The organism is Nostoc sp. CCY 9925 (assembly GCF_963920935.1).
Taxonomy (GTDB): Bacteria; Cyanobacteriota; Cyanobacteriia; order Cyanobacteriales; family Nostocaceae; genus Nostoc.
This window is the reverse complement of sequence record NZ_CAWUDO010000062.1, coordinates 30135-51812: the sequence shown is the minus strand read 5'-3', so window position 1 is coordinate 51812 and position 21678 is coordinate 30135. Positions and strand designations below refer to the sequence as shown.

Here is a 21678-nt window from a genome sequence, read left to right as displayed (position 1 = left end):
TGAGTATTTTAACTGATTGACAAAATACGCTTTATCTTAACCTATCACCAATGGGTATTTGCTGACATCTCCTGAGGGTGCCCGGTAATAGAAGCCATTGTTGCAATTAACTCGTTGATGTTTAATGGTTTGGCTAAGTGCCTGCAAAATCCAGCCGTCAGAGCTTGAATACGCTCGCTGTGTTCGACACATACAGTCAAGGCGATCGCTGGAATCCGAACACGGGAAGTTCTTTCAAACGTTTTCACTTTACGAATCAGCCAGTATCCATTTTCATCGGGCAGGATGATTTCACTGATCAGGATGTCTGGTTGAGTGTGTTGTATCATTTCCAGAGCTTCAGTGGCGGAAATTGCTGTGGTCGTCTCAACCGCATATTCAGCAAACAATGTCGCCAGTAGCTCACAAGAATCAAGATCGCTATCCACTACCAGCACTCGTAAACCTTTCCGTAGCGAAGCTAAATAACACATATCTGGAAATAATTTGTGACACAAAAGAGTGTTACCTGATACAAGATCAGCGATAAACGCTTCTAAAGGTAAAAAATGAAGCAATGAATTTTTATTTATTAACTGAATCCACCATAATTCTTGCAGGGTGGGAATTCAGTACGGTTTCGTACTCTACGAGGAATTTCAGTACAGTTATGGTTAATAAAGTATTAGTTTTCCGGAATTGGACAAAGTTTATGCAGAAGATTTCTCAGCTGTTGGCCATCTTCCAGATAGGTCACGTACTCGCTTTCACCTAGCTGAGCGATCGCACCCAAAATACTCGTGTAATACAAAAAACCTCGGCTAATTTAGCCGAGGCAAAAGGAGAAGACGAATGGCGATGAGATACAGCGATACCGAAATCTAAAAATCTTAACTAACGCTAAAACCAACCAAAATTAAAGTAGTGACGATTAAAGTTGCAAAAGCAGCTTGTATTAAGTATTTACGTTGTTCCCAAATCGCGGGGTACTCAGAGTAGTACATTTTGGGTTCGGCCGCGTAGTTATTGAGAACGCCGTCTTCATTAACAGTGGTGTACATAATTTTTTCTTTTTGGTGTTTGTTAACTTATGTAAATAAATTTAACAACTTTGTTACAAAAAGTCAAGAGGACTTGACAAAAAAGGGGTGATGATTCTAATAAAAGTTACTTATGAGCGATGCCTAGGGCGGGCGGGTACGCCATCGCGGATTTACCCGAAACTAATACCAATTCAAACAATCTTTGCAACACATTGATCGTTTGTAAGGGCACAACAGCTGTGCGCCCTTACCCAATGTGTTTGTCAGATTATTTTTTCAAATTGGGATAAAATCTATAGACAAAAAATGGGACTCGAAGCCCCGCAACCCTTTGGGCTGTTGTCTTGTCTAAAAGTAACAAAAATGATTAAGCGTGGGGTTTCCCCTTGCTCTGTTTCTGATTTCTGCAAAGCGGTACTAGCTTAATTCTTCATCACTGCATCCAATAGGACATCGGCATCAAAGCGGACGACATCGGTGCAAGGTAGCCCGGTTTCTGCTGTGATTTGAGCGATCGCTTCATTAGCCGCATATTCATCTAGATGGGCTGTGTTCAACGCTATACCCACTACAGGCACAGTCCCAAAAGCACCACCGGCACTGGCGACACTTTCATAAAGCTGGATTACCTTACGTAAAGCTGGAATTACTACATGGGGATGATTACGTATATGAACTTGTCCTGCTCGATGTGCCAAAATCAGTTCGGTTGGTTGAGAACCACGAATCAAAGGTAGGGTTGCGGTTGAACCAGGATGTAGCAGTGAACCTTGTCCTTCAATGTGCAAAATATCGTAGTTTTTGCCATAGCGCATGACCATCTGTTCTACAGCACCAGCAGCAAAATCTACCCGCACAGCATCTAGAGGCACACCATCGCCTTCTAACATCATGCCAGTTTGACCTGTGGCTATGAATTTAGAACGCCAACCCCGCAGTTGTGACGCTCGATGTAACTCTAGGCTGGTTGACATTTTACCGATGGCCATGTCGGTTCCCACAGTCAATACTCGCCGACACGGGAGAGTGCGTGCCATGCCGCTAGCAATAGCGATATTAGATGGTTCTTTCCGCACATCCCAAATAAGTTGCCCTGGTTTGAGCAGTGCATTTAAGTCTGGCATATTTGCCATCGCTGTATGTAAACCGTTCACCAACGACATTCCAGCTTGTAGAGCCTCTTTGATTTCCAGCCAGTAATCATCTGGTACGGCACCACCTCCTGGGGCTATGCCAATTACCAAGACTTCCGGCTTGTACTCCAAGGCGGCGGCTACCGATGCCACAATTGGTACATCACGCTTGATACCTGTTAATTGTGGTAAGGATTTGCCAGCAGAGTCGCGATCGATGACTGCTATGATTGGGGCTTCACTGTAGCGTAAAATTGCTAGCCCTGTTTTACCGTTAGACCCGCTAATTCCCTCATGAAGTAAGATAGCTACTCGTTGATTAAGTGGCAGACGCACTGTGTTGTACCCCCAAACCTGGTAAATCGTTTGGCAAAACTCTCCCTTCTTTTAGCAATGCACCCGTAAAGGGGTCATCAATTAAGTTAAGGTGACTGTCTAAATCTAAATAATCAGCTAGTGGTGCTAGCTGTGCTGCTGCTGTATTGGCTAAGGAACTGTCAGAATAGCAACCGAACATTACTTGTAACCCATAGGCTTTGGCTACATGCACCATTCGCATTGCCTCGGTTAGTCCCCCCGATTTCATCAGTTTAATATTTATCCCATCCACGTAGCTTGCTAGCTTGGGAATATCTGAACTTGTGAAGCAACTTTCATCAACAAAAATGGGGAGAGGAGAATTTTCCTTGAGTTTAGCTAAACTTGTTTCTTGTCCTCGTGGCAATGGCTGTTCTACATACTTTATACCTAAATCAGCCAGCCAATTGCACATGGCGATCGCATCTGCTAAACTCCAACCGCCGTTAGCATCAACAAAAAATTCTATTTTTGGTGCTGCTTCTCGCACTGCTAAGAGCATTTTTCGGTCTGCTTCTATGCCATCTGGACTACCTAGCTTAACTTTGAAAATACGAACATCTGTAAAATTTAACCAGTCTTTTGCTCTGGCGATCGCACCTTCTGGTGAATTAATCCCAATTGTCAGGGAAATTGGTACAATGGCGTGGCGATCGAGTCCCCAAATTTGCCATAAAGGTAACCCTACGCGCTTACCGAGCCAATCGTGCATTGCGATATCCAAGGCTGCTTTCACGGCAGAAGGAGCCTGATTTTGGCTTAACACTTGCTCAACTTCCTGTCGTTGTAAAGGACTGAATGGTTGCAACAGTGGTATAACTTGCTCTAGAGCGTCTTTGATTGTATCAGTTGATTGCCGATGATTACCCACACCGAACGGCGACGCTTCCCCCCAGCCTTCGATGCCATCTTGTGAAATTCTCACCCAGACATTCGTAGTCTGTGCTGTTGTCCCCCGACTAATAGTCAACGGGAATCTCTTATTAACTATAAATAAATTTACATTTATTTGCATAAATATAGAGCTTATTATGTTAGGGCAAAAGCCAGTGTAAGTTTAAAATTTAGCTCGTCGGAAGAATCCGTTATACTTTTTTACATTCATTGCTTAATTCCTGATACAAAATTTTATTTATTACTTAAATTTCTGCCTCTTCTCTCACTGTCGGAAAACAATAATTGAAACCAAACTCTGGAACTTTAACTGAATAAAGGTTTGAGGCTTTATTTTCTAATAATAATTAAAATTTCTCGCCAAAAAGTGAAAAGCTTTGGTAAAACTGGCAAAATTGCCATATTACCTCATACCAATTCACTAAAAGTTTGAAACAGATCCAAATCTAGAAACCCTTGTAAAACAAGGATTTCTTAATTTTGAATTTTGAATTGGTATCAAGCCTTATGCTAGCAGGCATACGTTTGCTACATGGGCTATTAGCAGCGGCATCACTGCCGATAAAGTCGCAATGTGGATTGGTGACAACATTGAAACGGTTTTACACCATTACACACATCCCAACGTTGTAAATGCTAAGTGTCCAGATTTTTAAATCATGCTACTTCAATGGTACTTAATTTTAGGGGAATATAGATATCTTGGGAATTAGGGTTAAGGTAGGGACGCTGCAAGTCAATGGTATGGCGTGTAAAATGTTGATTAATTACCTTCATCCGTTCTTCCATAGCGTTCTTACCTTTGTGCCAAGCTTCTAACAAAGCATTAGCAACGATTTGACAACGGTTCATACCAAAACTTTCTTGTGCGGCAAATTTTTGGGTTGGTTCTTCAGCTAAACCTAACCCTGGTGCTAAAAATTTTGTAAACAAGGGAATTTCAGGCTGGAAATGTGATTGATTTTCTGGATAAATTCTTTGAAGGATGGTGCGGATTGCTGGATAGTCGTGGAGTTCAAAGTAGAGTATCCCCGAATCATAGCGTCCGTATGCACAGGGATTGTGAAGAAGCTGAAAGCTAAAAGGAATGGAGGCTGCATTCAGTTGCAGTGTTAGGCTATCCATAAGAGCGATCGCGCCAGATGGGGTTAAATTAAAGTAGATTCGCCCTGCTCCTAAATCACCATCTGGATTAGTTTGCTGTTCCTGTCCAACATTACTAACTGCCATATAACAACCGTTTTGCAGGCGATTTTTAGGCATCCAAATTGCTACTATGTCACCCGCTTTAGTAGATTTTTTACTGGATTCTAAATGGCAGTCTGGCTCAATATAAAGTGTTAAACCGCCTTTCGTCACCGCCATAGTACCATCAGGCTCCTGCCGCAAGACCTCCCAGTTGGAATCAAAGTAACCAACACCGTGATTACTTTCGTGCAGTTGTTTGTAGAAGTCCCAATCAATCTCTGAAATTGAGCTATCTTCTAAGTTATATTTTGATATGTGATTACTATTAACAGTATTGACTGCCAAAGTATTTTGCAGAGAGCCATTGTAATAGATCCCATAAAGAAAATTTCGCAGTAATAAAGTCAGATATTTTTGTTGTAAATCTGTGGGGGTTTGCTGAAATCTGTCGGCTACTTTAGTCGGCAGAGCAAAAGGTTGATAGTTGGGATGGTAAATACAAAAATTTGACTCAATTTGGATATTTCTAGCAATGTCCAACAGAGAAGTTAGGGGTTGATTGGCAGAATACAACATTTATCCATTTAGAACTCAAAGAGACAAAATTCAAAGTCATAAAACAGCAGTCAGCATTCAATATTTAAAATATTTCATCAATGAATCAACTGACATTTTTGTTCTTATTTATAAGACTAATATGGGGCAAAATGCTCTGATATTCATCATATGGTAAATAATATGCAGAATAACTTAAAATTTTGTAAAAATTAGATACACATGATTGAAAATTCAGAATTCAGAATTCAAAATAAATACAGTATGATTGCTACATTCATTATCAGATTTTTCCATAATATTGAACTGTTCTGACTCCTGAATTCTGAATTATTCTTGTTCTGCTTCCTACCATTAACAACCACGCAGTCGAGTTTTTTCGTAATAAATGCGAAGTAACTGCTGCTCTTTTTGAGGCTGAGGGAGTTTATGGATTTTGGCCACAGGGTTGACAATTTCTGATTGTGAGATACTGAAAATAGTCAGCACAGCTTGTTCGGGCATAGTGAGTAGACTTTTAGCAACTTGCAGCATACAGATATCAGCATTGCTAAAGGATTTCCGGCAGGTAATCAGATCCTGAATTTGATGAATCAGTGCCAGCCCTGCAAATTGGATAACCCGCGAAATAAAGTTACTGCGGTATTCCAAAATCATTGGGAAAGCATTGAGATAAGACCTCATGAGGGCAATAATTGAAGGCTGTAAAATCTCTAGCGGTGTCAACGCTAAATGTAGAGATTCTTCTAATTCAATGGTAGGGTCTACTACCAAGCTCTTGAGCCAAATTCCTAAATAGCTTGCTAGTAAAGTTCCTAAATCAAAAGCTGGATCTCCCCAAGCACAAGCTTCCCAATCGATTAGTCGTACTAGGCAATTGTCTAGTTGCTGCCAGCGAGAATGAACTAAAATGTTGTTCAATTTCAAGTCGTTGTGAGTCAAGCAGCAAGGGTTCCAATCATATGCTAGATCTGCGATCGCAGATTCCAAACTCTCGTACTGTTGGTAAAGAACATAGAATTTCAACGCATCGGTGGGAACAGTACCAAAAATCTCTGGACTAATTGACCCTATCCCTTGGGCTGGATTGTAAAAGCCATAGCGAAACTCTCCTTGGGGAGCAGCTGCCATAAAATCCCTATATTCTCGGCGTTGGAAGGTTGCGCGATGCAGTCCTGCCAAAGCCGTGCCGATGGCATAGGCAATTTCTGGTGGAAAAATTTCATTATTGTGGTATAATGTCCCAAGCTCCAGGTAGTCACTCTGGTAGTTGCGAACGAGGATAGAATTTTCTTCGTCAAAATGCACAACTAATGGTGCGTGGTTTACCGCCGTAGGCATCGCTGCAACATTGCCGAAAACTGGAAACTGCTGGAGTAATTGGTGAAACAGCCACTCTTTAAATAACTCATGGGGCTGACCTTCACTGTTAACGTTACGTTCTTGTTTAAGGAGCAGCTTGCGATTATCAGCTAGAGTTACAACTAAATTGAAATTTTTCTTGCTACTCCCTGGCAAATCAGATTCATCCGCTGTGCCACCTTCTGAGTTACACAGATCCGCATCTTGCAGATACTGGATAACGTTGTGAGAAGACAGTGATAATACCATGTATTATTTCCTACTTCGTAAATTACCGTAAATTAATCTGTGTCAGAATCCGCTTAGCCTTAGCAGTTTTGCGTAGATAGTAACTAGTGTGCGAATAAGAATAAAGATTTGTACAATCTACTAATATCGCATATTTACGATTAAAACCTGCCAAAATGGCACCAAGCTCTTTATAATTGCTTTAAAATTGCTTCCATGACATCGTGACATCTTTACACTTCCTCAGCATAGTTACTTAGACACATCTAGAGTAAATTTTGTGGTAGAGCGTTTTGAGGTAGCTCTGTCCTTGAGTTTGTAGCGGATTAGCAGCATCCCCAGCAAAAAAACTGATTGGCGGCAGATGTTGTCAGTAGTCATCCTGAAAGCAGCGAAGAATTTCAGCAATTCTTCGGGGTACGAAGCATAACTTTCAACGTTATTATTTTTATTTATCATCACAAGACCAAAAAAACCGGACATTTTAGCCGATTGGTAATTATTTTTTGCTTAAATTTTCATAATTGATACCTGAAAGCCTTGTTGGCAGGTGATTTGTGTGGCTTGCAAGCTTTCGGCGATACAAACAAAGCTTACATGAGTGCTTCTTATGAGAGTGCTATTTTGTGAAGCGATGGTCAAGGGTTGCTTTATAAAGTAGAGCCTCTAAGACGTGTATCTAAACAAACGAGTAGCGTGCATCAGAGGTGGGATAGAGTCTGTTTCACTAGTTATACCTAAATGAAACTCCTACGTAACCCAGGACTGATGCACGCTATCAAATAATTAAACAGATGTACTAGCTAACCCTTGAGCAAAAATCGTTACTTGATTCCTGCCAGTTGGCGATAAGGTACAGACTTTTCGATATCGATGTTAAATGACGAAACTCTTTGTGGAGCATTGCCAGTTGCATTGACACTCTGTGCCATAGCCAAGAAATTAGCTGGGTCGCCAGCTTTGGGCTTCTGTTCTTGTGGGATGAACCGACGTACTTCTACCTGCCAAATAATTTGGGGGAAGCCCAGTTTGGCACGGTAGTAATCGTCATAGCGGGGAGATTTGATGTTGAAAGGCAACTCACCTTCAGCACGAGATGGTAAGATTCGACGACGTTGATAAGGCACTGTAGAGTATCCAAAATTGCTGAGGTACTCTTCAGAGTCCAGTATTTGATCGATAAAGCCTTTAATACCTTTGGTTGCGACTACAATTGACCAAGCGATTTTTTCCCGCTCGCTGTATACGTCGCGTCCTAGAACTCGCTGTACTACTTGCTCAACAAAACGGTAATTGCTGTTGAGATCGTAAAAGCTTCTCTTAAAGGTATCGGAAAGCACCAACCCACGAATAAAGTCCCGCACTGTAATCTGTCCATTACGGAGTTGGGACTCTAAGTATGTTTCGCGATCGGCAGCAAACGCATGGAAGAAAATTTGACGATATGCTGCTTCAATTAGATCGCCAAAATCTGAGGGAGAAAGCAGATTGTCTGTAGAAAAAATTCTGGGCTGTTCATCACCCGGCACTTCATATGCAGCTACACGTTGGTTTTGACTTGAAGGTGCGTATGTTAACAGAGGAATTGACACTCTAAAGCCTCCATGTTCTTAATTAAAGTTAACAACTTTAAATCACATATTAAGGGACGTAGTTGGATCAGAACCTGATATTCTGATAAAGTTTCACGAAACTTAACTAAGAGCGGTTAAGTATTCGTAAGAAACAGGGCTGAGCTTGCTGGATTCAACCCACTGCTAGCTTCAGCAACGGACTGCGGCTTCCAGTTCAATGACTTGGTGACATCTCATACACTGTTTGCAAGACATACTGTGTAAGGTTATCAGCTAATCCAGCTATGATTTAGGATATGCTGAAGCTCACTTTCAAGCCCAGGAAATGCCCTACCGCAGATTATAAAATTATTACTCGATCGCGTTTTTTGAATTTAGCTAAATCTAAGTAGAAGCTTTGTTCACATAATTCAGATTAGGAGATTCAGTTTCACTTTTTTGAACTGAGGCAATATTTTTTAACATTTCGCAAAAGAAATTAATGAAGAATGGGCATTGGGCATTGAGATGCTGAGTTGGGAGTTAGGAGTTAGGAGTTATTATTCTCCCCTCTGCCCCTCTGCCCCATGCCCCATTCCCTATCCCCTATTTCCACCTATCCAAAATTCCAGGGGATCTATGGTTGACTGACAGTAAGGCCAGCTACGCAAAGTTGCTTCCATTCCTGCTTGCCATAATGGTGGTTCTAATCCCAGTCCTAAACACAGATGAGACAGAATGTTAGCAAACTGCTGATTGTGCCCATAATCTCCTACATGGGCATGAGCGTATTCGTGGACGACGATACCGAACCAGTCTTTGGGTGCAACTCGACCGACATCTACCAAAATGGTTATTGGGTTTGTGAGAATGTTGCACAGACCGTCAATACCGAAAGATTGAGCGATGGGTACTGCAAAAATTTGGATGTGGCGGCGCTCTTGGGGATGAAAGCACTGATGACAGGCTTCCAGATAGGTGTTGATCTGAGCGTTAACGGTGTTAATGTTTTTGCCGATCCAAGTGCAAATGGCAGTACGATCGCGCAGGTTATCGAATACATCCACCATACCCGGTTCGAGAGCAAATCCCTGTACCAGATGTAGATAATCTCGCCCACGAGTAAAAGTATCGGTCTGCTTCAGAATCATTCACCAGCCTAAAACAGAATAAAACTGTTGTTTAGAAGTTACCTCCTGTGTGCTGGAAACTTCTAAAGAAGACTGAATGCGGGTTTCAGTGCAAAACGATGCAGTGCTGAAGCCGCCAAACCGTTTCACTGTACTGCTTCGCAGTCTAATATTCGGGCTGGCGAACCAAAATCGCTCAATGGAACTCATTGTTTCGTATTCGGTTGTCAACACTAGTCCATCTTCATCATCCATATGAAAAAGACCGACCACGGGCACAATTTCCGCGTAGCCCCTTTCGCGGAGTAATTTACCTTGCCTTGGGTTATCGGCATCAGGCACGATCGCAAATATAGTTTTCCCTTGATGATTTTCCTCATCGTCTTTATCCCAAGCCATTGTGCCTAGCCAGCGCACCCGCGACCCCCCTACTGAAAGCCCCGGCTCAATCTGATGATACTGGCACAGTTCAATGATTTCTGGATGATCGGCAGCCAGAGTTTCTACTTCTATATCAGATTCTCCTGTCTCTGAGCGCTTGAACGCCAGGTGATGAGTTGCACGTTGCGATCGCCACTTACCAGCACTGAGCTGAAAAAATTCCATTGCGTCTATCAATCTTCTGACTCCTACTTTTGACTCCTGCGGATGATGTTTACCTTGCTTTTTCTTTTTAAAGTTGTTGGTATATAAACATTCTAAACATTACAACCATCAGTGCTTAGCTTCAATCAACTCCTGAATAAAGGAACAGATGAACATGTTTTTTGGTAATTGTAAACTTTTATAATATTAATTTCTCATGACTTGACAATATGGACATTTTAATATCTCAATGCTACACTAATGTAAGGTGATGTATACGACGAGTTACGCCTACGCCTTCACAGTACCAGTAACAACAAACACCTTCGATTCAGTCAATTAGAGGAGTGAATCCTATGGAATTCCCCATCGAACTAACCTTAGAGCAGCAGTTTCGCTTACAAAACTTGAGAGAACAGGTCAAGAATTTGAGTCAAGAACAGGCTCAGGAATTCTTGTTAGAAGTTTTACGGCAGATGATGGTGAAAGATAATTTGGTCAAACATCTGCTCAAACAAGCTTGAGCCACTAAGAAAAAAGAATATTTTTCCCTAAGACTTACGCTGTGGCTGCATAAGTCTTAATTTTTTTGAGCAGAGGTGCAAAGGGACAGGGGAGGTAGGGGACGTAGGGGGAGAAATAACTAATGACTAATAACCAATGACTAAATGACTAATAACTAAATATTACAGATTATTACTTTCTCTCTCATAGTAAAGACTAGGGTACTATCGATCCCCTATGTTTTACTTTGGCTACTCGCAGTTCATCTGACGAAACTACGCCGAAAATAATATCCGCCATTTGTGAATATTAAGGAGAACTCATGGTTCTTGATGCTTTTTCCAGAGCTGTAATTACAGCAGACGCTAAAGGTGCTGCTATTGGTGGTGCTGACTTGGATGCCCTCAAGGGTTTCATTGCTGCGGGCAACAAGCGCCTTGATGCTGTGAATGCAATCGCCAGCAACGCTAGCTGTGCTGTTTCTGATGCCATTGCTGGAATCGCTTGCGAAAACACTGGTTTGCTGCAACCCGGCGGTAACTTGTATCCCACTCGTCGCCACGCTGCTTGTCTGCGTGATACCGAAATCATCCTGCGCTACGTAACCTATGCGTTGTTGGCTGGTGATTCTTCCGTATTGGACGATCGCGCTATCAACGGTCTAAAAGAAACCTACTCAGCTTTGGGAGTTCCCATTAGCTCCACTGTACGTGCTATTCAAATCCTGAAAGCTATCAGTGTTGCTCACATCACCAACACCAACACCGAAGCTAACGCTGGTAAAAAATTCCGTAAGCTGGAAGTTATCCAAGGCGACTGCTCTGCTCTAGCTGCTGAAGCTGCTAGCTACTTCGATCGCGTTATTTCTGCTCTGAGCTAATAGCTCATAGTTAACGGCTATTTAGCCAAACGAAGTGAAATCAAAACCCGATCAAATCCCATCTGGAGTATAAAAAGCAATGAAATCAGTTATTACCACAGTTGTTTCAGCTGCTGATGCAGCAGGTCGTTTTCCTACCACCTCTGACCTAGAATCCGTTCAAGGTAGCATTCAACGTGCTAATGCTCGTCTAGAAGCTGCTGAAAAGCTGGCTTCTAACATCGATGCTGTAGCTAAAGAAGGTTATGATGCTGCCTTCAAGAAATATCCTTACTTGAACCAAGACGGTGAAGCTGGCGACACCCAAGTTAAGAAAGACAAGTGCCTCCGCGACATCAAGCACTACCTACGTTTGATCAACTACAGCTTAGTTGTTGGTGGTACTGGTCCATTGGATGAGTGGGGTATTGCAGGCGCTCGCGAAACATATCGCTCTTTGGGTCTGCCTACTGCTCCCTATGTTACCGCTATGACCTACACCCGCGATCGCGCTTGCTCTCCTCGCGACTTGTCTCCTCAAGCGTTGACTGAGTTCCGCGCTCTCCTCGACTACGTAATCAACTCCCTGTCATAATAGGCGGATTGACTAGCCGAGCGCTCGTTGCACTCTAAAACTAGGGACTCTGGGTCTATTGCTTTGCCTAGATTAGGTTGAGCGATCGACTTAGAGTCCCTCAGTTGTAATTAAAAGAATTCAGAATCGGTTACGCCCTGCTGCGCTAACAGAATTCAAAATTTATACTAATTTGAGAAAATAATTTGACCAATAAACCATTTGTAGAGACGCGATTCATCGCGTCTTCACCAATTAAATTGGTATTAAAATTCAGAATTCAGAACGAAATTTTTGCTTATGACAACAGATTCTCTATTTGAACAGTTAAAACACCCAAACCCAAACCTGCGGGAACGAGCTATGTGGCAGCTAGCCGAAGTCCGCGATGAAAATACCATTCCTCGACTGATGAGTATTTTAGATGATGAAGATGTGACCTATCGTCGAGCTGCGGTGAAGGCATTGGGGGCCATTGGTGTAGATGCAGTACCAGCAGTGGTAGAGTCATTGCTCAATAGTGATAACGCCACCATTCGGGGCAGTTGTGCTAAAGCCTTGGCACAAGTCGCCGCCAATCATCCAGACGTACCCTTTCCAGAAGAGGGCTTACAGGGATTAAAAACAGCACTCAATGACGAAAATGGTGTTGTATATATTGCGTCCGTGATGGCTTTGGGTGAGATTGGTTCTCCTGCCTTTGAAATTTTAAATGAAGCCTTGAAAACTACAGATAATGTTGCGGTAGCTGTGGCGATTGTGAATGCGCTTGGTTCAATGGGGGATGTCAGAGGGGTAGAAGTGCTGACAGCATTGACTAACGATGAAACTGTCGATCCATATGTTCGTGAGTCAGCGGTGAGTGCCTTACCTCGATTAGAGCAGGTGATTAAATATAGCAGAAAGTAGCATTCGCTTTTAAATGCAACTGGCTTAATTAATATCTAGGAACAACATAGACTGCTACTTCCTTACTCCTAACTTTTGCGATCGCCTAATTTTTCAGTAGATTAGCAATAGACTATCTCAAGAACATTTTATGACTTCTTTGGAAGCGTCAGTTGAGAATTTCGTGCTAGTTGCTGGTGCTACTGGTGGAGTAGGACAACTTGTGGTAGGCAAGTTGCTGGAAAAGGGCGTCAGAGTCCGTGTCTTGACACGGGATGCTGCAAAAGCTCAAAAAATGTTTAATCAGCAAGTAGAAATTCTTGTTGGTGATACCCGCCAGCCCGCGACACTTAGTGCTGCAACATCAGATGTCACCCATGTTATTTGTTGTACTGGAACCACAGCCTTTCCCTCTGCCAGATGGGAGTTTGAGCAATCCCCAAACTTGATTGAATGGGGTTTAACTTTTCTTAACCCCCAATCTAGCCAAGCAAAAGCAAAGAATAGTCCAGTAAAAATCGATGCTCAAGGTGTCAGCAATCTTGTAGCAGCAGTGCCTCAAAATTTGCAGCGATTTGTTTTCGTCTCCTCCTGCGGAATTCTCCGTAAAGATCAGTTTCCTTTTAGCGTTCTCAATGCATTCGGCGTCTTGGATGCCAAACAGAAGGGGGAGGAGTCCATCATTAATTCAGGATTACCCTACACTATTATTCGCCCAGGACGCCTCATTGACGGGCCTTATACTTCATACGACCTCAACACCCTCCTGAGAGCAAAAACGGGCGGCAAATATGGCGTGGTACTTGGCACAGGAGATACACTTTCAGGTGATGCCAGCCGAATTGACGTAGCCAACGCTTGTGTAGAATGTCTTTTTTACCCAAGTACTTCCAGGAAAATTTTTGAAATAGTCAATAAGGGACAAAGACCGCCTGTGATTGACTGGGAAACTCTTTTCTCTGGGCTTGAGTGATTGGGGATTGGGGATTGGGGAGATGAGGGACGCAAAGGGGAAATAACTCATAACTTCAAACTCCAAACTCCTCACTCCCAATGACTAATGACTAATGACTAATGAGTAATAACTAATGCCATCTGTAATTTGTTACCTCTAAAGACGGCAAACACCACTCAGATATTACGGTTCACCCTAATTACTGAAAGTATTAATTCTCATACATTAGACAAAGTGAAAGCAAATCAATCCATGAATTAACTTAAAAACTATTGAGTTAGTTTAACCGTCCCAAACAAGGTTCGGTAAACCACCCTTCATGGATCTCAATATATATATCAGCATAGTCTGGAGTTTTGACCCCAGAAAAAGCCAAATTAAGGTATTAATGCTGAACTGGCTGATTTCTTGACCCTGTTGGTTCAAAATTTAGTCCTTTATATTCTCATTCATTCATTTGTAGTTATACGGAGCCAGCACCTAAAATGGCAAAAGTAGTTGGAATTGACTTAGGTACAACGAACTCCTGCGTGGCAGTGATGGAGGGCGGTAAACCCACAGTTATTGCTAATGCAGAAGGTTTTCGGACAACACCATCAGTGGTTGCATTTGCTAAAAATGGCGATCGCTTGGTTGGTCAAATCGCCAAACGTCAAGCGGTGATGAACCCCGAAAATACGTTTTACTCTGTCAAGCGCTTTATTGGACGCCGCTTTGACGAAGTTACCAAGGAGACTACTGAAGTTTCTTACAAAGTCCTTAGCAGCGGCGGCAATGTCAAGCTAGACTCTCCTGGCGCTGGTAAGCAATTTGCCCCTGAAGAAATTTCTGCACAAGTTCTCCGCAAACTGGTTGAAGATGCTAGCAAATACCTTGGTGAAACTGTAACCCAAGCGGTAATTACTGTTCCGGCATACTTCAATGACTCCCAACGGCAAGCGACAAAAGACGCTGGTAAAATTGCAGGGATTGAAGTTCTGCGGATTATCAACGAACCTACAGCTGCTTCTCTAGCATACGGGTTTGATAAAAAGAGCAACGAAACAATTCTGGTATTTGACCTTGGTGGCGGTACTTTTGACGTATCCGTGCTAGAAGTAGGCGATGGAGTTTTTGAAGTGTTAGCCACATCTGGTGATACCCACCTTGGTGGTGACGACTTTGATAAAAAAATAGTTGACTTCTTAGCTGAAAAGTTCAAGAAAGACGAAGGCATCGAGCTACGCAAAGATAAACAAGCTTTACAACGTTTGACTGAAGCCGCAGAAAAAGCAAAAATTGAACTTTCTAGCGTTACCCAAGCAGAAATCAACCTACCATTTATCACCGCTACTCAGGACGGGCCTAAGCACCTGGACACAACCCTGACCCGCGCCAAATTTGAAGAACTTTGCTCTGACTTAATCGACCGTTGCCGTATCCCTGTGGAAAACGCTCTTCGGGATGCCAAGTTAAGCAAGAGTGATATTGATGAAGTGGTGTTAGTTGGTGGTTCTACCCGGATTCCCGCAGTCCAACAGATTGTGAAGCAGGTATTGGGTAAAGACCCTAACCAAAGCGTTAACCCTGATGAAGTTGTGGCAGTTGGCGCAGCAATTCAAGCAGGGGTATTAGCTGGTGATGTTACTGGGATATTGTTGTTAGATGTAACACCACTTTCTCTGGGTGTTGAAACATTGGGCGGCGTGATGACCAAAATTATCCCTCGCAACACTACAATTCCTACCAAGAAATCTGAAGTGTTCTCCACCGCTGTGGATGGTCAAACCAACGTAGAAATTCACGTCCTCCAAGGCGAACGCGAATTCTCTACTGATAACAAGAGTTTGGGAACCTTCCGTCTTGATGGAATTCCTCCTGCACCACGTGGCGTCCCCCAAATTGAAGTTGTGTTCGACATTGATGCTAACGGCATCCTCAATGTCACCGCGAAGGACAAAGGTACTGGAAAAGAACAGTCCATCAGCATAACTGGCGCTTCCACACTGGATAAAACTGACGTTGACCGGATGGTCAGAGAAGCTGAACAAAACGCCTCATCTGATAAAGAACGGCGTGAGAAAATTGAACGCAAGAACCAAGCCGACTCTTTGGCATACCAAGCCGAGAAGCAGCTACAAGAATTGGGCGATAAAGTTCCCGCTGCTGACAAGACCAAAGTCGATGGTTTGGTCAAAGAACTGCGGGAAGCAATTGCTAAAGATGACGATGAGCAAATCAAGAAGCTGACCCCAGAATTGCAACAAGCTCTATTCGCCGTTGGTAGCAACATCTATCAACAAGCTGGTGGTGGTGCTGCACCTGGCGCTGAACCTCAAGATGGCAGTTCTTCCTCCGCTGGTAGTAGCGGTGATGATGTAATTGACGCTGATTTTACAGAAAGCAAATAATTCTCCTATTTCTTCTGGAAGATTATTTTGTTCTAACCCATATTGCCCATCCAAGCTGTTACTTGGGTGGGATTTTTTTTAGAAGTTAGAACGTAAGAATTAGGATTTGAAAAACTCCTAACAGACGCGATTCATCGCGTCTCTACTCCTAACTTTATGATGCTAATTATCCTCTCATCAAGAAACAGATACAAAGCCCCCAAACTCAAGCATCATCTAAATTAAATTTCTTAATTTTGAATTTTGAATTTTGAATTTTGAATTGATATTATGCTTTATCCTCAAGCACCTTGGACACTTCAAGGCTACGCCATCCAAACTCTGCATTTGGTGAATATTGACCGAGTGCGCCCTTTAATTCCCTCAGAATTAGAAATTATTTCTGTGTGGCCTGGTAAAACCCTCGGTAGCGTGTATTTATCTAATTACAAGCCAGGCTCGGTATTGGAGTACAATGAGTTAATTATTGTCCCGGCTTTGGTTCATTACCAAAGGAAAATCGGCGCTTGGATTTCGCACATTTATGTAGATAATGGCGATTCTGTAGCTGGTGGTCGAGAAATTTGGGGACTACCGAAGGAACTAGCTGAGTTTACCCTGGAACAAGAATATGCTACTGTGCATCAAGGAAACCAGAAGCTATGTAGTTTTAACTATAATCAACAAAGCTGGGGATGGCCTATGCAATTAAGCGCGTCTGCTTTCAGCACCAAGGGTACTGATTTGCTGATATTCTCCGCTGAATTTAAGTCTTTGTTGGGCTTGATTGGTTCTCAGTTAAAAATCCCTGCTACAAGTCCTTTTTCTGAAATAGGTTTAGGTCGCCCTTGGTTAACTGTGCGTCATCAACAGATGAATTTGCGAGTTAATGCACCAAAAGTCCTTATGAAATAGACATTTAGCTATTTCCAGATTCAGAACAGTAGCAAACTAATATCTGAGAAAAAGTTGTTTTTAATATATTTCGGCTAAAATCCGGAATACTGCATTTTGATTGTGTAACTCTCTATAGAACTAAAATAACAAACAAAAGCTATTCATCCTAAAATGTAAGGGATAATTTATATTGTCTAGCAAATTGAGCAATTTTTAGAATTGAAATATTTACTCAATTAACAAGCTTGAGAAAACGACACAATCAACTAACTTCCCCTACTGTTAATTAACAGTAGGGTTTTTTGTTAAAGTAATTTCTTTTTTGGTATCTCTTCAAAAAATTTAACCGATTATTGTATCAATCTAAAATTTGAACTATTTTTTAAGTTTTTTATAAAAGCTTGCATAAGAAACAAAATTTTGAATGATAACACTATACGAGCAAAAACTTAAAGCATTATTACTTAAACTTAGGAGAAAAAGAAATGAAATTATTAGAAAATACTCGTGTTGCTCAACTTCCTATGCAGCTAATTGAATCCTCTAATACTTCTGAAGCTGCGAATTTTAAACCTACTCAACCAAAACTGACAATGACTTGGGTACAAGAATTGCATGAAGAACGGCAGAGTATGGTTGCAAAATGGATAGTCAGTAAATAGTGATATCTCTGGACTGGCCACTGGTCGTTTACGCATTCCGCATACACAGTAATTTGCAGAAGAAACTACTGTAGGGGGCGTTGCTGATTGATGGGATGAATTGTGTGTCACGCAAAGGTGAGCCAGTGCGTTGGGCGGTTCTGCCGACTTGAAGCAACTGGCGTCGCAAAGACGCAAAGAATATACTTTTAGCCTTAGTCAAAAATTTCAATTCATCCTGCATTTATACAACGCCCTGTAGGGTAGTAGAGATAACTGTGCTACCCTATTTATCTTCGGTAACTTGTCCAAAAGACTTGCAGATATAATAAATAATATTTGTAGGACTTAGGCAAAAACTCTCTAAAACTCTGATTTCTCTGTGCCCTCTGTCTTGAAAAGTTATGATGTTTTCGACACGACAAGCCGCCCTCTGGGCGTCTACCGAGGGAACCTCCGCTCATACTTTTGGCTGTGTACCCTGCGAGAAGCCGCTTTGCGTCTACAATTTTCCGTTACCTGTGCGTAAGTCGTGATTTGTTTGCACACTTGCCCCGCTAAAGATTATATCGACGATTTTTAGTAAAGTATTCACAATTACCATATAATCTAAAATTACTTGATAAATTGTTAATTATCAGAATAAAACAACGTGGAAAAATTTATACAATTAACTAGATTATCTAATGTCCATTGCAGAGTCAATTAAAGAATTTATAAAATGAGTAATATTTGGAGAAACGGTAAATATAATTTAATAGAAAAGATTATAAGACGCTATCCAGATTTACAAGAAGTTTTAGAAACATGTAATTTTCAACCTTCAATTAAACGAGAAGCTTCTCGTTTAATTGTTGTGCAACCAAAAGTAGCGATCGCCTGTAATTTACCCAAAGCTTTTACAGAAGGTAATTGCGAAATAGACTTCAGCAACATCATTTTAAGAGGTCTGAAAATTAGCTTAAAACATGAAGAGATTTTGACCCAATTAATGACTGGGTTAAACACTCCGCCAGATTGGAGTTGTCGTCGTTTTTTGAAACAGCTAGATCAAAATAATTTTCAAGTAAATTTAGGTAAAACAACTCTTATCTTATCTGAGTTAGAAACATTAAATTTGTGTTTGTGTGTTGATAAAGTTTGCCAAGAATATAAAAAATCAATAATTGAATTTGAAAATACTCTAGAAAGTTGGGATTTTGAGTTTGTAGACATTGCAAATATTCGAGGTTTTATACTATTTTCTGTAGGTCAGAAATTATGGAAACTAATGCAGCAGTTTGCTGATGAATTTGATTATAGTAAGGGCAAGTCAGAATGGCATTTATTTCATCATGAGGATATCTCAATCCGAGTGAGTCGAGGAATCCGCGATCATGCATTTATCTTGCCCAGATTTGATAGTGATTTATCATTATTACCTAATAATAAAATTAATATTATATATAAAATAAATGATATTTATTTCCAATCTATTGAAAGAGGTAAAGTTACTTATTGGCAGCAAGACATAGGACTAAGAGGAACCTGGACAGCTAAATATACTAAGCAGTGGTTATTAGAAAAATATATTCCCAAAGTGATTAGTTATTATTTAGACAAGTTTAAATTATCTGAAGCTGAATTACTAAATGAAATCATAAATTATAAAGGCGATGCCTACGGCGGCAAGCTACGCGTGCAGATAAAAGAAATTAATGAGATTAAAGATTTACTACCTTATCTTCGCAATATCCAATCTTGGTTACATATATATAAAGAAAATATTGCAGCTACACTCTTACAATCTTATTATCAAGCATTTATAGATTTAGTACGGAATACTGATTGTTCAATCACAGGCATAGATTATATTATGAGAAATTTACTTAGGGTTAAGTGGAAGAATACACAAGAAGAAATTCCTCGTGATTCCACACACTGGACTTTTAAACATGCTATGAATTGCTTAGATGAACAAGTAGCAAGAATAAATAATAGTAAGTACGAAAATAGTTTCAAAGCAGACTTAATAACTCGGACATTTATTTGGATAATAGAAAACGGAAAAATTAATTTTTCTCAAGCTCAGTTAAATGCTGCTAAACACGCTTTGCAACCACTTTGGGAGCAAAGTCGTTTTGAAATGCGCCATGTATATGTTAATCGATAAAACTACATGATTCGCTGTAAATGCAATACAAATCCAGGTAGGACGTTTTCCCCCGATAAACTAGTAGAATCGAGGATTGCAAAATTCTTTACTTTGTCTTCTATCAATTGTCTAAAATAAAGCAACAGATACAAACCTGGAAATTCAGATTGAATCTGAATTTTAAAAATTACGAATTACGAATTAGTATGTCTCTTGCTCCTTGGCGAGGTGCGATCGCCCACGCCCTCCACCGCAACCGCAGTCTTGTTTATGCCCGTTACCTGCAACTAGCAACGGTACAGGCCAACGGTCGCCCCGCTAATCGAACTTTAGTCTTTCGCAGCTTTTTAGAAGAAACGAACCAGCTAAAATTTATCACCGATAGCCGTAGCGCCAAGGCCGACCAGATACAGCAACAAACTTGGGCTGAAGCCTGCTGGTACTTTCCCAATACACGAGAACAATTCCGGATCGCTGGCTCTTTGACTCTGGTAGGTAATGATGATTCGCACAAAGATTTACAGCCTGCACGCATTTCTATTTGGCAAGAACTAAGTGATGCAGCACGTTTACAGTTTGCTTGGCCTCATCCTGGTAAACCTAGAGTCAAAGAAGTACAAGCTTTTGAGCCACCACCACCCGACCCACTGCAACCAGTACCTAATTTTTGTCTACTCTTACTCGAACCAATGCAGGTAGACCATTTAGAATTGCGTGGCGAACCACAAAATAGAAGATTTTATCGCCGCGATGATAATCAACAATGGTTTTGTGAAGAAATTAATCCTTAATTTTGTCAGTTAGGAGTTATGAGTTGGAAGGTGCAAAGTTGGCATTTATAATTTTGATTTCTCACTCCTCACCAGAGGCGGAGCGTCTCCGGCTTTGCTCTTAACTCCTAACTTTATTTAAATACCCGCACCATCTAGAAATTGCTGTATTGCTTTATCTCTAAGGCTACACACAGGAGCATTTTGTGATAAGTCAGCTTCCTTAGAAGCTACAGAACCTGCGAATACAGGAGTTTTTTCATTTGAAGCATGGGTGCGCTGAAGATTTTGTATTTGTTCTTCTAACAACTCAATCCGATTTACTAGAGCGCGAATTACTTCGGCTTCCGAATCTGGTAGATTATTGTGTTCTAATGGGGCAACTCTGACTCCAGAACGATATACAATCCGACCAGGTACTCCTACCACAGTGCAGTCAGAAGGGACATCCCTGAGGACAACTGACCCAGCGCCAATACGGACATTATTGCCAATTTGGATATTTCCCAGGACTTTCGCTCCCGCACCGACTACAACATTTTCACCCAATGTAGGATGGCGCTTACCGCATTGTTTACCAGTCCCCCCAAGGGTGACACCTTGATAAATTAGCGCATAGTCTCCTACGATCGCAGTTTCACCAATTACTACACCCATACCGTGGTCAATGAATACGCCATATCCAATTGTTGCACCTGGGTGGATTTCAATTCCAGTCAAAAACCTAGCCAAGTGAGAAATCAGGCGGGGGATAAAAGGAAGACCAACATGATGAAGCCAGTGAGCCAGCCTATGCAATAACAGGGCTTGCAAACCAGGGTAACAAAATAAAACTTCTAACCAGTTACGGGCAGCCGGGTCACGTTCAAATATGATACGAAAGTCAGCACTCAGAGTAGATAGCACGAGATAGTACCCTCGGAAAGCACAACAAGCTACTATCCCATATTATCGTCTCAGGTGTTGCAGATAAAAATGGGGCATGGGGCATTGAGAGGTGTGGGAGGTGTGAGAGGGGTGGGAGGATAGAAAGAAATCTTTCCCCCTTTTCTCCCCACACTCCCCCATTTCCCCACACTC

22 protein-coding genes are annotated in these 21678 nt (G+C 41.6%); 10 read left to right on the top strand and 12 right to left on the bottom strand.

Going from position 1 to position 21678, the window contains the following annotated elements:
• Positions 1–44: 44 nt before the first annotated feature.
• The 11 genes from ACM0OY_RS26090 to ACM0OY_RS26040 all read right to left on the bottom strand — a co-directional run bounded on the left by ACM0OY_RS26090 (position 45) and on the right by ACM0OY_RS26040 (position 10037).
• Positions 45–557 carry a response regulator gene (locus tag ACM0OY_RS26090; RefSeq protein WP_414571722.1) on the bottom strand — a complete coding sequence of 171 codons (513 nt, stop codon included), beginning with the start codon at positions 555–557 and terminating at the stop codon, positions 45–47.
• 107 nt (positions 558–664) lie between these two features.
• Entirely contained in the window at positions 665–790 is a 126-nt protein-coding gene (locus ACM0OY_RS26085) for a hypothetical protein (protein WP_414571721.1), read from the bottom strand.
• Positions 791–869: 79 nt separating this feature from the next.
• Positions 870–1040, bottom strand: a complete 171-nt coding sequence (gene psb34, locus ACM0OY_RS26080; protein WP_414571720.1) for a photosystem II assembly protein Psb34 — start codon at positions 1038–1040, stop codon at positions 870–872.
• A 404-nt stretch (positions 1041–1444) separates the two neighbouring features.
• On the bottom strand, positions 1445–2491 hold the full coding sequence (locus ACM0OY_RS26075) for a DUF1611 domain-containing protein (protein WP_414571719.1): 1047 nt from the start codon (positions 2489–2491) through the stop codon (positions 1445–1447).
• Entirely contained in the window at positions 2475–3527 is a 1053-nt protein-coding gene (locus ACM0OY_RS26070) for a dipeptide epimerase (protein WP_414571718.1), read from the bottom strand. The genes ACM0OY_RS26075 and ACM0OY_RS26070 overlap by 17 nt, the downstream gene beginning before the upstream one ends.
• Positions 3528–4063: 536 nt before the next feature.
• Positions 4064–5170, bottom strand: a complete 1107-nt coding sequence (locus ACM0OY_RS26065) for a T3SS effector HopA1 family protein (RefSeq protein WP_414571717.1) — start codon at positions 5168–5170, stop codon at positions 4064–4066.
• Between the two features lie 333 nt (positions 5171–5503).
• Entirely contained in the window at positions 5504–6760 is a 1257-nt protein-coding gene (locus ACM0OY_RS26060; RefSeq protein WP_414571716.1) for a phosphotransferase, read from the bottom strand.
• Positions 6761–6991: 231 nt separating this feature from the next.
• Positions 6992–7222, bottom strand: coding sequence for a hypothetical protein (locus tag ACM0OY_RS26055; RefSeq protein WP_414571715.1), 231 nt, complete (start codon positions 7220–7222; stop codon positions 6992–6994).
• Between the two features lie 341 nt (positions 7223–7563).
• A complete protein-coding gene (locus ACM0OY_RS26050) occupies positions 7564–8331 on the bottom strand; it encodes a phycobilisome rod-core linker polypeptide (RefSeq protein ID WP_414571714.1) in 768 nt (255 codons plus the stop codon).
• Between the two features lie 560 nt (positions 8332–8891).
• A complete protein-coding gene (locus ACM0OY_RS26045) occupies positions 8892–9443 on the bottom strand; it encodes a hypothetical protein (protein ID WP_414571713.1) in 552 nt (183 codons plus the stop codon).
• The gene (locus tag ACM0OY_RS26040) at positions 9444–10037 is read right to left on the bottom strand and encodes a phycobiliprotein lyase (RefSeq protein WP_414571724.1); all 594 of its coding nucleotides are present in this window, start codon (positions 10035–10037) and stop codon (positions 9444–9446) included.
• A 326-nt stretch (positions 10038–10363) separates the two neighbouring features.
• On the opposite strand from ACM0OY_RS26040, the gene ACM0OY_RS26035 reads away from it, so the two are divergent.
• From ACM0OY_RS26035 to ACM0OY_RS25990, 10 genes are all read left to right on the top strand, one after another.
• Positions 10364–10531, top strand: coding sequence for an NblA/ycf18 family protein (locus ACM0OY_RS26035; RefSeq protein ID WP_414571712.1), 168 nt, complete (start codon positions 10364–10366; stop codon positions 10529–10531).
• A gap of 302 nt (positions 10532–10833) precedes the next feature.
• Entirely contained in the window at positions 10834–11391 is a 558-nt protein-coding gene (locus ACM0OY_RS26030) for a bleomycin hydrolase (RefSeq protein WP_414571711.1), read from the top strand.
• 79 nt (positions 11392–11470) lie between these two features.
• Positions 11471–11965, top strand: a complete 495-nt coding sequence (locus ACM0OY_RS26025; protein WP_414571710.1) for a bleomycin hydrolase — start codon at positions 11471–11473, stop codon at positions 11963–11965.
• Between the two features lie 279 nt (positions 11966–12244).
• A complete protein-coding gene (locus ACM0OY_RS26020) occupies positions 12245–12853 on the top strand; it encodes a HEAT repeat domain-containing protein (protein ID WP_414571709.1) in 609 nt (202 codons plus the stop codon).
• A 130-nt stretch (positions 12854–12983) separates the two neighbouring features.
• Entirely contained in the window at positions 12984–13805 is an 822-nt protein-coding gene (locus ACM0OY_RS26015; protein WP_414571708.1) for an SDR family oxidoreductase, read from the top strand.
• 467 nt (positions 13806–14272) lie between these two features.
• Entirely contained in the window at positions 14273–16177 is a 1905-nt protein-coding gene (gene dnaK / locus ACM0OY_RS26010; RefSeq protein ID WP_414571707.1) for a molecular chaperone DnaK, read from the top strand.
• A gap of 270 nt (positions 16178–16447) precedes the next feature.
• Positions 16448–17071, top strand: a complete 624-nt coding sequence (locus ACM0OY_RS26005) for an acetoacetate decarboxylase family protein (RefSeq protein ID WP_414571706.1) — start codon at positions 16448–16450, stop codon at positions 17069–17071.
• A gap of 467 nt (positions 17072–17538) precedes the next feature.
• A complete protein-coding gene (locus ACM0OY_RS26000; RefSeq protein WP_414571705.1) occupies positions 17539–17715 on the top strand; it encodes a hypothetical protein in 177 nt (58 codons plus the stop codon).
• Positions 17716–18415: 700 nt separating this feature from the next.
• Positions 18416–19846: a hypothetical protein gene (locus ACM0OY_RS25995; RefSeq protein WP_414571704.1), complete on the top strand. Its 1431-nt coding sequence runs from the start codon at positions 18416–18418 to the stop codon at positions 19844–19846.
• Between the two features lie 188 nt (positions 19847–20034).
• A complete protein-coding gene (locus ACM0OY_RS25990) occupies positions 20035–20619 on the top strand; it encodes an Npun_F5749 family FMN-dependent PPOX-type flavoprotein (RefSeq protein ID WP_414571703.1) in 585 nt (194 codons plus the stop codon).
• Between the two features lie 117 nt (positions 20620–20736).
• On the opposite strand, the gene cysE is transcribed toward ACM0OY_RS25990, so the two are convergent.
• The gene (gene cysE, locus ACM0OY_RS25985; protein WP_414571702.1) at positions 20737–21504 is read right to left on the bottom strand and encodes a serine O-acetyltransferase; all 768 of its coding nucleotides are present in this window, start codon (positions 21502–21504) and stop codon (positions 20737–20739) included.
• Positions 21505–21678: the final 174 nt, after the last annotated feature.